Here is a 12,465-nt window from a genome sequence, read left to right as displayed (position 1 = left end):
TGCAAACCGCAATTAAGAATGAATAACTTATTAAATTAAGGAAATATATCTATAAAGCGCAAAACTTAGTTACTTCTGAAGTTTTAGCTTGAGTTTCTGTTGAAGTTGAGTCATTATCTTCTTGCTCATAAGCTGCTTGACACTTACTTTTTAAAGAAGGTCTATTTTCTTTCTTTGTGTGATTAGTTTCATAAAATTTCTTAAAAAATGAATTTTCTTCTGCTTGAGAGCCAGACTTAGCTCCAGTAGCTTCAAAAAATTCTTTATCTCTTAATTCTCAAAATCTGTCGTTATCTGGGTTTTTAATTGAAATAAGAGTTGACTTATGCTTATGCCCTATCTTTTCTGGTGATGCAGGAGATGAATAAGAATCTTTATCCTGAGACTTCTCTATAGTTACTGGCTTATTAAGTGCCAAAGAGCAAAATCTTCAAACGTTATCTAAATATTGAGACTTATTATCAACCTCTAAATCTGTCTTATCTAATTTAAATGCTGTCTCACAAACTTTATTTAAATGGGCATCACTGTTACTATCAGAACTATATGCATTCTTTACTTTCTGAAACTCACTACTTAAAGATTCAGCTTTAGACAACAGATAATTAAAACTTCATTCTCATCACTTTTGATTCTTAGTTGGATCTACTAAATATTTTCCATATGCATGACCGAACTTAGGGGAAGTATAAGTAGAAGAAAAATTGCTTGTATTTTCAGAGACAGTAGTATGTTCATCGGGCATAGGAGGTATATTTTTGAATAGGGCAGAAATTCCATAACTACCACCAACTGCTAACACAGTAGCTCCAGCTCCTACAGCTAATTTAGTTGGATCCATAATTTACCCTCCTACTCCTGAAGCTTGTTTAGACCCGCTTAAAGAACAAAATTTAAAAACATCTGTTTCAGAAGCCTCACTAACTCCGGTAGTTATATCCTTCGAATACGCTTCTAAACACACATCTTTTACACTCTTATCTTTCTGTTTATACAAATTCGCAAATAAAGTTCCTGTTGCTGAAGAACCAACATTTGTTCAATTTTTCTTCTTGCTTTTTCCGAAAAACTCTTTGTTTTTTAAATCTCAAAAAGATTTATTGGAGGGTTCATAAATAGAAACTAAATTATCTTTATATTTCTTTCCGTAACTATTTTCAGAAGAATACAGAGTATCTTCAGCTTTTTCTGCTGAGTCTGAAGAATCTCTTATCTTAGTAGCTCCAGAAATGAATTTAGGTTTAGATCCTAATATTTCTGAACAGTATCTTCAGATATCTCTTTCATAAAATTTAGTGTTGCTGCTCGATGATTTTTCTGAAACTATATTAGATTTATCAGTGACATCATAAGCGTCCTTACATACTTTCTTCAAATTGTTATTCGCATTTTCAGAAGCCTTCTTCAAATTCTGAAACTTTGAAGTTGGTCTACCAGCTTCACTTCCCTTAACGTCTAAAGAATAAACATTCGCATAAACCCAATCTCATCATGCGGCATTTTCTGGTTTTTCTGTATCAATGAAATAATGTTTGTAATCCTTGATAGGAGAATTATTGCCAAGTGTGCTTAAAACCTCATATTCTGGCATACCTTCAGTAAACAAAGCACTAACTCCATAACCTCCAGCAGCTAAAGCTAATGCAGTTGTACCTCCTGCTGCGGCTTTTGCTATTGACATATTTATTAGTTTGAATTTGGAACTAGATAACAGAATTTTTTAATATATTCATCTTTAATTTTTAGGGCGGTATCTTTTTCTGCAGTTTTTCTAGAATAAACTTGCTCGCAAACATCTTTTATAGTATCTTTGCTTGTTCTGTACTTATTTTTCTTGTCATAAAGAGTTTTAAAAATTCCATCTTCTATTGCTTCTCTCCCTGTTCCTTCTTTGCCTTTAGATCCAAAAAATTCATCATTTCTTAATCTTCAAAACTTTTCATTAGAACTATTACTGTCATATCCCTTAGTTGCTACAGCTTCATCTTTGTGGGTGGCGTCCTTTCCAATAGTTTCATCTTCGTAACCTTCATTATTTAACAAAACAGGCCTTGTTCTTAAATGAGAACAATATTTTCATAAGTTCTTGCTTAGATTTGTGTTGTTAGTACTTGTTTGCTCTACTTCATCTTTAGTCTTTCCTTTATAAATACCATCACAAACTTCGTTTAAAGCTTTTGGAGAATCTCCAATTGTCTTTTGACTAGAAGACTTATAAGCTCCAGAAACTTTACTTTTGTTTTGTGAATTATCAAAAAACTCGGAACTTAAACTGCCTCGATCATTTTTAAGGTCATATTCAAACTGCTTATGAGATCATTCTCATCATTTCTTATTCCTATCTTTTATATCTTTAGTATCTCCATATACTCCAACTAAATAATTCCCATAATCTTTTCCTACTTTTTTGTCATACGTTGAAGATGAATTAGATTCATAAGACAAAGCATATCAAACAGGTTCCATTGAATCAACAAAGAAATGAAGTCCAATTCCTGTTCCTCCAATAATCAATGCACCTAAAGCGGCTGCAGACAATTTAATTGGATCCATGAATTAATTTATTTGCCCTTTAAAGAACAAAACTTAAGAACATCTGCTTCTGGAAATGCACTAGCATCTTGCGTTTTATCTTTTTGATATGCCTCTCGGCATGTTTCTTTTACAGTATCTTTCTTTCCTCGATTAGTTTTTGTATGAAGTGTTTTAAAAATTGAGCTCCCTTGTGCCGCTACTCCTAAGCCCGAATCTCCAAAAAAATCTTTTTCTTGTTTTTCTCAGAAAAGATTATTTTCTGGACTATCTACGTCAATTAATGATGTTTCTTTGTCCTTTCCATATTTACCAGCAGCAATAGCGTTATTAGTGTTTGCTTCCTGAATTGTTTTCGGTTTGTTTCCAAATACAGAACAATATCTTCAGACATCCTGTTCTGAATATTTATTGCTTTCGCTAGTTGCCGAACTCTTATCTACTACATTAGAAGTTACTTCTTTATAGACAGCTCCGCATACTTTTTTCAAAGATTTTGCATTTCCAGAACCACTAGTCAAATCCTTAAATTTATCTAAGAAAGTGTGTCTCTTATCTGAACTATCGTTCTTATCAAACTCATATCTATTCTTAAAAACTCAATCTCATCACTTATTGTTGCTCGTATTAACATCGTCAACAAAATATCTTTTGTAATCTGTTGCATACTTATTTGCATCAATATTAGTCAAAGTTATTGCATTAGGCTCTTGCGCATCTAACAAAAATTTAGCCCCAACACCTGTTCCTCCTATAACTACAGCTGTAGCTCCTAAAGCTGCTGCTCCTTTAACTGCCGCTGACATATTTAATAACTAAATCTACTCTGAACCCTTCAAAGAACAGAATTTAAAAATATCTTCTTTAGTGGCTGTTGGAGGAGATTGAGTGCTGTCGGCAGTTTTTAAAATATATGCTTCTTTGCATTTATCTTTTATATTTCCTTTTTTGCTGTGTCAAAACTTACCAAAAATAGAGGTTCTATCGTTTTCAAAATTAGCTCCAAATCTTTCTCCTTCTGATCTAAAAAATAATCTAGTCTGTTCTTTTCAAAAATGAGCGTTATCTTCTGAAGTAATAGATATTAAATTTGCTTTTTTAGATACACCATAAGTATCAGCACTTTCTCCATCCTTGTATAAATCCGCTTCGTCAGCATTGTTTTCGATAGTTTTTGGCTTTTTCTTAACAGCAGTACAATACCTTCACACATCTGCTTCTTCAAATTCGCCATCTCCAGATGCACCGGCTTTTACCTTATCTTGCGCAGCAGAATAAACATTCGAACAAACCTTTTGAATGCTATCAGCAGTATCCCCAGAACCATTTTTTATGGAAGTAAATGCTGTTTTCGGTTCAGGTCTTTTTTCTCCATCAGTATCCTTTCCATCTTTATCAACTAAATATCTATTCTTGTAAACCCAATCTCACCAAGAAACATTCTTAGTAGCATCTACAAAATAATCTTTATAGTCTGAAACATATTTACCTGTAGAAGTAGCTAAAGCATCATAATCTGGCATTCCTCCAGAAAATAGAGTACTTACTCCATAACCTCCGGCAGCCAAAGTTAATCCAGCTGCTCCTGCTGCTGCAGCTTTTGCTAATGACATACTATGATTCTGGAGTTAAATAACAAAACTTTTTAATGTACTCATCTTTAATTTTTGGAACGCTTTCTTTACTATTTGCCTGCCTAGAATAAATTTGCTCACAAGTATTTTTTACTGTATCATTATCAGTTATTTGATTTGCTCTTTTCTTATCGTAAAGAGTTTTAAAAATTCCAGTTTCTGTTGCATCTTTTCCTGTTCCCTCTTTGCCATTAGACCCAAAAAACTCATCATTTCTTAATCTTCAAAACTCATCATTAGAGCTACTTTTCCCATATCCTTTAGTTGCTACTGCTTTATCTTTATGAGTTTGCTCTACTCCAAAAGTTCCGCTACCATAACCAGTGCCTTTCAGAAATTCAGGTAATGTTCCTAAAGAAGAACAATACTTTCACATATCTCTACTCAATTTACTCTTGTCAGAATTTGCATTTGTTTCGGGTTTCACGTCGTCTTTATTCTTGTTCTTATAAACATCCTCACAAACTTGATTTAAAGGTTTAGCGACAGTTGTTGCAGCAGCAATAGAGAAAGCTGAACCTACCTTGTTATCATCTTTAAATTCATTACTCAAATTATCTTTCTTCGCTTTATCTTTAAAATCTGCCTTTCACCTCGCGTAAGATCATTTTCATCAGTCTTCGTTATTAGATTCTTGCTGATTTGAATTATCTGCATTACCCCTAGAACCATAAGGAGCAACTAAAAAATAACCATATACTTTCCCTACTTTACTTTCTCCAGAATAATCACTTGCAAATTTCGGATCATCCTTCAAAATTTTAAAAGAAGGCATTCCTCCAGAAAGTAGAGCGCTTACTCCATAACCGCCACTTGCTACCAATATAGCCGCTCCAGTGCCTACAGCTAATTTAATTGGATCCATTAGTTAATTTTGAATTGGCAACTTATAAACATAATCCATTTCTCATACCTAATTTTGTTGCTAAAAAACAATATTTAATCAACACAAAGTATTTGATTTTTGTTTTTTTCTAGAAAGAAAAGATTTTTGCCAGAAGAGTAATCGATCCATGTACTTCTATGAAACGTTTTTTAGATTGATTTATTAATTAGTATCAAAAATTTATCGCCTCAAATTAGACTATCAAAGATCCATTCCCGTTCAGAGTACAGAATTTTTCAACATCTAATTTCAAATCTGCTTTTAAAGTTGCGTTTGCCTCATCTCCCTTAAAATCCTCTTTTGACTTCTTATAATGGGAATTGCAAACTTTATTCAAAGATGTATGTTCATCGGTTCCATATCCACTTGTTACCGTCTTAAAAGCAGCAGATTTTGCTCCATCAAGTTTCGCCCCTGATTTCTCTTTACTTTTTTCATATCTCTTATTCCATCAATCTTTGTTTTCTTCTACACCAGCAACTAACAATTTCCTATTTTGAACTTCTGAACCTAATTTTCCTTCTCCTGTGTAATTTGTCTTATTGTCATCTGATATTTCCTTTCCCTGCAAAAACACTTCTAAAGTTATAGGATAAGAAGAATTGTTAGTCAACATATAAGCTCCAATCCCGGTTCCTCCTGCTACAACAGCGCCTGCTGCTATTGCCCCAGCTACTTGTGGTGTCATAAAGTTTTTACTCTGGAATTAGATAACAGAATTTTTTAATATCCTCATGTGTAGCTTTAGGAGGAGTGCCACTATTAGTTGCCAAAATACCATAAGCCTCCTGACAAGTTTGTTTTATGGAGTCGCTGTTTGGAGAAATCAACCTCTTAGCATAGAATTCACTAAAAACAGAACCTTCAGAAGAAGTAGCTCCAGTTCCGGCCTTATCCCCCTCTCCAAGAAATTCTTTGTTTCTTAAATCTCAAAGTGACTGGTTATCTGAATTATTAGTTGATAAAGCCTTATTTTTATGCTGCGCATCTCCTCCTAACTTATTCGTGTAACTAGAAGAATTGACAAAAATATATTTCTTATTAAATATAGAACAATAAGTTCAAACATTTTCTACATAATAATTTTTGCTAGTTCATTTACTCTCCTCGTCTTTAAAAGCGGCGTCGCAAACTTGATTTAAAGCTTTATTGCTATTGTTATCTGTTGATTTCGCATATGCCTTATCTATAGTAGAAACATTATTAAACTCCGTACTTAATTTACTGCTCTTGTCAGAATTGCCTACATCTTTAACAAAATCGGCATACACCTTCTCTCATCATCATTCATTATCTGGATTATTGGGATCAACCATATATTTCGAATAATCATTTCCAAACTTTCCAGATTCGTAAGCTAAATTTAAATTAGACAAAGAAGAAAGAACAGAAACATGTTTTGTTTCCTTCGTTCCGGGATTAAAAAGAAAATATCCTCCTGTCACAGAAGAAGCAACCACTACAAGAGCTATTCCTCCTTTAGCTGCTAATGACATAAGTATTTTCTAATCTACTTTTAGGTTGCCTTCTCCCTTCAAAGTACAAAACTTCTCCACATCTGCTTTTAGATTTGCTTTTGTACGAGTTTCTCCGGTATCTCCAGTAAAATCTGTCTTATTTTTTTGGTAAACAGAATCACAAACTCTATTTAAAGCTTTTGTAGAATCATCGTTTGTAGTCCCGTAACCTTTTGTTACTGCTTTAAATTCTTGTGACTCAGCATCCCTAAGCTTAACACTTGAGTTTCCCTGCTCTTTCATATCCGCATATCTCTTATTTCACCAGTCCATATTGACTTCTACGTCAGCAACTAACAGTTTTTGATTGCTAACTTCTGAACCTAACTTCCCTGTTGTTGTATATTTCGTCTTATTTTCTTCTTGCAAACCTTTCTGATTCAAATACTCCTCTAAGGTGGTTGGATGAGCGGAACTTGTAGCCAACATATAAGCACCAACACCTGTTCCTCCTGCTACAACAGCGCCTGCCGCTATTGCTCCGGCCGCTTGTGGTGTCATAAATTAGCTCAAACTCAAAACTTTCGTACCTGATACAGTGCAGAATTTTTCTACATCTAACTTAAGATCTGCTTTAGTTTTAGTGCCTTCAGAATCCCCTTCAAATTCAGTCTTTGGCTTCTTATAATGAGTATCACAAACCTTGTTTAATGCTGTTGCTGCTTCAGAACCATAACCACTTGTTACTGCCTGAAAGGCTCCAGACTTTGCGTCCTTAAGTTTAGATTCCTCTCCGTTCTTATTTTCCTTATATCTGCTATCTCATCAAGACCTATTTTTCTCTAAATCTGCAACCAATTCTTTTTTATTATCTCCAAAACCAGATAAATTAGAAGTGTTTTCATAAGTAGATTTATCAACCCCTTCATTCTTAATTGCTTCCTCTAAAGTAATGGGGTTAGAAGAACTGGTTGCTATCATATAGGCTCCTATACCAGTCCCTCCTGCTAGAACAGCTCCTGCTCCTATCCCTGCAGCCGCTTGAGGTGTCATAAATTACTTAAATTAACTAGCTGTCGCTATCTCAGGAATTAAATAACAGAACTTTTTAATATCTACATCCGTAGCCTGATCATTTTCTGAAGTTGCAAGTTTATAAGCGTCTTCACACGCTTTCTTAATATTGTCATTTGCAGTTCTTGTCTTTTTGTCCTTTTTAAATAAATCTTTAAAAATACTTATTTGACCAGAACTACCTACTGATTTAGAAGTAACTTCTCCAAAAAATTCCTTATTTCTTAAATCTCAAAATGACTTATTTGCTTCTTTATCTGTATCTAAGACAGAAACAGCTTTATCTTTATGTGAAGAACCTTTTTGGTTGTTATAAATAGTATCTGAAGAAGGTATTACTTTCGGATGAGATCTTAATATTGAACAATATGTTCAAACATTATCTTCATAATTCGTTTTACTTCCTCAATTATTTTTTGCATCCTTAAAAGCAACTTCGCAAACCTGATTTAAAGCCTTACTTCCCTCTCCAGCTTTGGTTTTTGAATAAGCGCTTTTAATTTTTTCTGTTGTATTCTTAAACTCTTCACTTAATTTACCACCATTGCTAGAACCTTCTGAAAAAGATTTGAAATCTGCATAAACTTCCTTTCATCATCACTCATTCTTCTCATTATTAGGATCAACCATATATATTGAATATGTATTTCCGAACTTTCCAGATCCGTAAGTTGACTGTAAATTATGCAAAGAAGAAAGAACAGAAACGTGTTTTTTCTCCTTCGTTCCAGGATTAAAAAGAAAATATCCTCCTGTTACAGAAGAAGCAACTACAACAAGAGCTATTCCTCCTTTAGCTGCTGGCAACATAAGTATTTTCTAAGTTACTTTTAAACTTCCTGTACCTTTTAGAGTGCAAAACTTCTCTACATCTCTTTTAGACTTAGATTGAGTTGAATCAGAATTTACAGTATTCCCGGTATCTTTGAAAGAAGCTTTATCTTTCTGATATGCAGCATCACAAACTTTATTTAAAGCAGTGGTAGCTTCGGCTCCATAACCTTTTGTTACCCCTTTAAATTCATCTGATTCAGCCACATCAAGTTTCCCAGAATTCTCTGGTTTATATTTCTTGAATCTATCATTTCATCAACTTTCATTTTCCTTAACATCTGCAACTAATAATTTTCTATTTTCCTCTTCTGAACCTAACTTTGTTGTTCCTGTATATTGTGTCTTATTGTTTTCTTTTAAATCTTCCCGTTTCAAATACTCTTCTAAAGTCACTGGATTAGAGGAACTGGTAGCTATCATGTAAGCTCCAATTCCAGTTCCTCCAGCTAAAACAGCTCCTGCTCCTATCCCTGCAGCTGCTTGAGGTGTCATAATTTAATTTCTTTGTTAGATAAATTAGTATCCGATTTTTTTCTTTATAAAAACATTTTTTAACTATAAGAACTTTGATGTGCTTAAACTGAAAGCAAATTTTTTGACATAAATGGAATTGACTTCATATGTAAATTTCTCAGGAAGATATTTATAAAAACTGTTTTTGATCCATACCACAAATAAACAATCCTTTTCTAAAGAATACTTACATGTCTAATAGTTATCCCCTTTATAAAGTTAGTAAGTTAAATACAGCATAAACAGGGCGCTTTTACTGAATTTGTAAAATCCCCAGGATATGCTTCAAATCGGACGAAAAAGAGCTCTAACTTATTTAGGGACAGCGGCTGCTTCTATACCAATATCTATAACTATTTACCTAATAAATAAGTACAAAACAGTATTACTTAACTCATTAATTGAGCCATCAACAATTCCAAAAGTAGAGGAACAGGATATTGAACCTGTTCTTCCTGAGGCAGAAGAATCATCTGAATCAGAGGAAGAGCAGCCAGAGTCTGGTCAGCCCCAAGAAGGAAATAATGCATTATCTAAAAAAGAAGGAAGTTCGGACTCTTCAGAAGAAGCAAGTGAAGACGAAGAAAATTCTGAGAGCGAGGAAAAAGAAACAAAAGAAGAAGAAAATTCCAAAGAATCAGAAGAGCAAAAGCCTAAGACGGAAGAAAACAAAGAACAAGATAAAGAAACCGAAGACGAAGAGAATACAACTACAACCAGCAACCAAGAAGGAATAATTTATGGAGTTGAAAATGGCGAAGATGTAATACCGGCATTGATAAACAAAATTAAAAAGATGACAAAAGATTCTCCAAATTGAACTAGCAAAAGCTTATCAACACTATCTACATTAGAACCTTTAGATAGAGATATTCAAGAGCTTAAAGCGCTTCTTAAAAAAGTCGCCGAAATAAAACTAGAGAAAAAAGAAGAATAAGAGAAAATACACTCTGATAGCGTTCAATTCAAAACAGAAACTCTAAACAAACCCTCATAAATACAGGTATTTAGGCGAATGTGTATAAATACCTGTGCAACAATTACTACTTACAAGTCCAGTTATAGGTTATGGCGGAAAGATAGGCTTCGCTGCGAGTCTGCTGTTAGTATCTTCTGCCGCTACTGTTTTTTCTTTTCAATCTCCAACTAAAGAAAAAATTAAAGAGATAGAAGCAATAAATCAACCAGTAAAAGAGTTTTTTAATAGCACTATTTCAGGAGCTTTTACAGAAGTAGGTCAAGGGATTTATAGCCAATACAAAAACTGATTTGGAGAAGAAATAAAAAGCAGTCTGGAAAAAGAAAACCTAAAAAAACTTTCTGACAAATTTAAAGAATGAGCTCCGGGAATTAAAAGTGTTGGAACGACAATACATGGAGCTTTTAAGAGTGGAATAATTGAAGAGGTAAATTACTACTTATTCCAACTAGGCGGAATAATAAAAGCCGTTATAAGAAATATTCCTCTTATAGCAAGAGATTCAATAATTTCCGAAGCTAAAGGAAATGAATCTTCAAACGGAAAAGTTCTATTTGGTTATGAAGAAATAAAAAAACTAGTAACTAATGATAAAGCAATGAATTTCTTTCAATCCATAAAAAATGTTATGTCTATACACGGAAAAGTATTAGACAACTTCACTTATCAAGATGGAAAAGCAATAATAAATGCTTTCAAACATTTAGCTCAGAGAGATGAAAGCGGAATAAAAAATGGATTTAGTAATCTTGTTAATAATGCCAAAGAAGTTAATAAAAAAGAATATACAGCACAACAAACTCAAGAACTATTGAAAGATTTATTTTTAGGGCAAGGCTGAAAAGAAATGAAAAAACAAGTTGCCGAACTTAAAGAAAAAATAGGGAAAATGAAAGAAAATATTGAAAATTTGATACAGCAAAACGGATTCAAAATTAAAGACTTTGAAGCAGTCTTGCAACAATTAGAAAATGCTCTTCCTAGTTTTGCAGCCGTACTCGAAGAGTAATAAAAATTGTTGCTTCCTTCAAACCAAAACGAAAAATTATCTAACACAGAGTAGTCCAAAGCGCTAATAAGACAAGTTATTCAAGATCTGATTGAGGATAATTTTCTCAAAATTCAAGAAATTATTTTTTTTGCAACTCATCAGTTAAAAGCACCGAAACTTCGACTTTCAACTGATGAATCATGTCACAACTACTGATACTTCCCGCTTCTATAGGGACATTTAGTACTACTCTAAAGACCGGTTTTTCAATTGGGCTTCTAGGGGTTTCATCTGTATCTGCAGCAGTTGCCACTTGACAGAATAAAAATGAAGCTTCAAAAAATGAAATTAAAGAAGCTATGAAGCCAATTCAAGAAACATTTACAAAAACAATACCTAATTTTTTAAAAGGAGAAATAATAGATGGAGGAAGCAAAATATTCCAAGCATACGGAAGTTGGCATGAAAAAATAGAAAAAGACACTTTTTCTACTAGTAATCCGTTATTTTCAACACTAAAAACATGAGAAGAAGCAGCGGTTAAAGGTATTAAAGCCGCTCCAACAACTATTTCAAAAAACTCTAGTCTTATAGAAGAAGTTAACTATTACATATTCGAAATAGGAAATATTGTTCTAGAAGTACTTCCACACATAAAAACAATACTTGCAGACACAATGAAACAGGCTTTAAATCCAGAAAACTCAGAAGGTTTAATAAGTATTCAGAAGATAGAAAAGATAATCAAAGATTCTGGATTTAATGATTTATCTTCTGCTGTCTCAGGTATGGCATCTACGCTTCCTGAAACTATAGGCCAAATAAATCAAGAACAAATAGATACTGCAATAAATGTTCTTAAAAATCTAAAAGATAACGATATTGCTGAATTTGAAAAAAAAGTAAAAGGAAATGCGGATCAAATTAAAAACGAAAAAGAAAAATACAAAGATAATCCAGAGGAATTAATGAAAGTATTGTTACTGGGAAAAGATTATGCTGAAAATCTAAAAAAGGAAGTTGAAACTTTAACGAACGCTATCAAAGCAAAAAAAGAAAATCTTAAATCTAAACTAGGAAACAATTCAGAGGCAGCAATACAAGCTCTAGAAACAGCCCTAGAAGGGCTAAAAAATAAATTAGGACAGGTGCAAAAATAAATCCAAAGAATAAAAATTGTTAACTTAATTAAGAATTGAATTCTTTATATTCAGGGCACTTATATCAATCATCAGACACTTTTGCCATAACCACACAGGTATCCTGATCCTTTAAACTTCCTTCCGCTCGTTCATCTTCAGTTGTATCTCTCAATAAGTATCACTCCTCTTTTTTTGCGTTTAACTTATCAATTGTTGAAACCATTTTTAAAGATTCTCCAGATAAAGATTCCTCCTTTGAAGAACTTGCCTTAAATATAGAATAACCTCCGGCCACACCAACCGCAGTTCCTACTATTCCAACAAGACAAGTATTGAATGTATTCATATATCCCGTTCCGATTTTTTAAAACTACAACAATCTCACAAAAAAATATAACAAATACCTACTTAGCCTCTAAATAA

At 33.3% G+C, this 12,465-nt stretch carries 16 protein-coding genes; 3 read left to right on the top strand and 13 right to left on the bottom strand.

Annotated features, from left to right (window positions below):
* Positions 1-49 precede the first annotated feature (49 nt).
* From H6411_RS05045 to H6411_RS04990, 12 genes are all read right to left on the bottom strand, one after another.
* On the bottom strand, positions 50-841 hold the full coding sequence (locus H6411_RS05045; RefSeq protein ID WP_216083556.1) for a hypothetical protein: 792 nt from the start codon (positions 839-841) through the stop codon (positions 50-52).
* Between the two features lie 3 nt (positions 842-844).
* Positions 845-1,681 carry a hypothetical protein gene (locus H6411_RS05040; protein WP_216083555.1) on the bottom strand — a complete coding sequence of 279 codons (837 nt, stop codon included), beginning with the start codon at positions 1,679-1,681 and terminating at the stop codon, positions 845-847.
* Positions 1,682-1,686: 5 nt separating this feature from the next.
* Positions 1,687-2,553, bottom strand: coding sequence for a hypothetical protein (locus H6411_RS05035; RefSeq protein ID WP_216083554.1), 867 nt, complete (start codon positions 2,551-2,553; stop codon positions 1,687-1,689).
* An 8-nt stretch (positions 2,554-2,561) separates the two neighbouring features.
* Positions 2,562-3,338 carry a hypothetical protein gene (locus H6411_RS05030; RefSeq protein ID WP_216083553.1) on the bottom strand — a complete coding sequence of 259 codons (777 nt, stop codon included), beginning with the start codon at positions 3,336-3,338 and terminating at the stop codon, positions 2,562-2,564.
* A 15-nt stretch (positions 3,339-3,353) separates the two neighbouring features.
* Positions 3,354-4,145 carry a hypothetical protein gene (locus H6411_RS05025; RefSeq protein ID WP_216083552.1) on the bottom strand — a complete coding sequence of 264 codons (792 nt, stop codon included), beginning with the start codon at positions 4,143-4,145 and terminating at the stop codon, positions 3,354-3,356.
* 1 nt (position 4,146) lies between these two features.
* Positions 4,147-5,031 (bottom strand): hypothetical protein, encoded by an 885-nt coding sequence (locus H6411_RS05020; protein WP_216083551.1) that lies wholly within the window; start codon positions 5,029-5,031, stop codon positions 4,147-4,149.
* Between the two features lie 214 nt (positions 5,032-5,245).
* Complete coding sequence (locus tag H6411_RS05015) at positions 5,246-5,740, bottom strand: hypothetical protein (RefSeq protein ID WP_216083550.1); 495 nt, start codon at positions 5,738-5,740, stop codon at positions 5,246-5,248.
* Positions 5,741-5,747: 7 nt separating this feature from the next.
* Positions 5,748-6,548 (bottom strand): hypothetical protein, encoded by an 801-nt coding sequence (locus H6411_RS05010; protein ID WP_216083549.1) that lies wholly within the window; start codon positions 6,546-6,548, stop codon positions 5,748-5,750.
* A 9-nt stretch (positions 6,549-6,557) separates the two neighbouring features.
* Entirely contained in the window at positions 6,558-7,070 is a 513-nt protein-coding gene (locus H6411_RS05005; RefSeq protein ID WP_216083548.1) for a hypothetical protein, read from the bottom strand.
* Positions 7,071-7,073: 3 nt separating this feature from the next.
* Complete coding sequence (locus H6411_RS05000; RefSeq protein ID WP_216083547.1) at positions 7,074-7,562, bottom strand: hypothetical protein; 489 nt, start codon at positions 7,560-7,562, stop codon at positions 7,074-7,076.
* Positions 7,563-7,574: 12 nt separating this feature from the next.
* Positions 7,575-8,393, bottom strand: a complete 819-nt coding sequence (locus tag H6411_RS04995) for a hypothetical protein (protein ID WP_216083546.1) — start codon at positions 8,391-8,393, stop codon at positions 7,575-7,577.
* A 9-nt stretch (positions 8,394-8,402) separates the two neighbouring features.
* Positions 8,403-8,909, bottom strand: a complete 507-nt coding sequence (locus H6411_RS04990; protein WP_216083545.1) for a hypothetical protein — start codon at positions 8,907-8,909, stop codon at positions 8,403-8,405.
* A 301-nt stretch (positions 8,910-9,210) separates the two neighbouring features.
* Between H6411_RS04990 and H6411_RS04985 the strand changes: the two genes are divergently transcribed.
* The 3 genes from H6411_RS04985 to H6411_RS04975 all read left to right on the top strand — a co-directional run bounded on the left by H6411_RS04985 (position 9,211) and on the right by H6411_RS04975 (position 12,060).
* Positions 9,211-9,867: a hypothetical protein gene (locus H6411_RS04985; protein ID WP_216083544.1), complete on the top strand. Its 657-nt coding sequence runs from the start codon at positions 9,211-9,213 to the stop codon at positions 9,865-9,867.
* Between the two features lie 94 nt (positions 9,868-9,961).
* Positions 9,962-10,918 (top strand): hypothetical protein, encoded by a 957-nt coding sequence (locus H6411_RS04980; RefSeq protein WP_216083543.1) that lies wholly within the window; start codon positions 9,962-9,964, stop codon positions 10,916-10,918.
* A 182-nt stretch (positions 10,919-11,100) separates the two neighbouring features.
* Positions 11,101-12,060, top strand: a complete 960-nt coding sequence (locus H6411_RS04975; protein WP_216083542.1) for a hypothetical protein — start codon at positions 11,101-11,103, stop codon at positions 12,058-12,060.
* A gap of 28 nt (positions 12,061-12,088) precedes the next feature.
* Here H6411_RS04975 and H6411_RS04970 read toward each other — a convergent pair whose 3' ends face one another.
* Positions 12,089-12,388: a hypothetical protein gene (locus H6411_RS04970; RefSeq protein WP_216083541.1), complete on the bottom strand. Its 300-nt coding sequence runs from the start codon at positions 12,386-12,388 to the stop codon at positions 12,089-12,091.
* Positions 12,389-12,465: the final 77 nt, after the last annotated feature.

The sequence above is a fragment of the Candidatus Mycoplasma haematohominis genome, assembly GCF_902712995.1.
Taxonomy (GTDB): domain Bacteria; phylum Bacillota_I; class Bacilli_A; order Mycoplasmatales; family Mycoplasmoidaceae; genus Eperythrozoon_B; species Eperythrozoon_B haematohominis.
The sequence above is the reverse complement of the archived record's forward strand: the minus strand, read 5'-3'. Positions and strand labels throughout refer to the sequence as shown.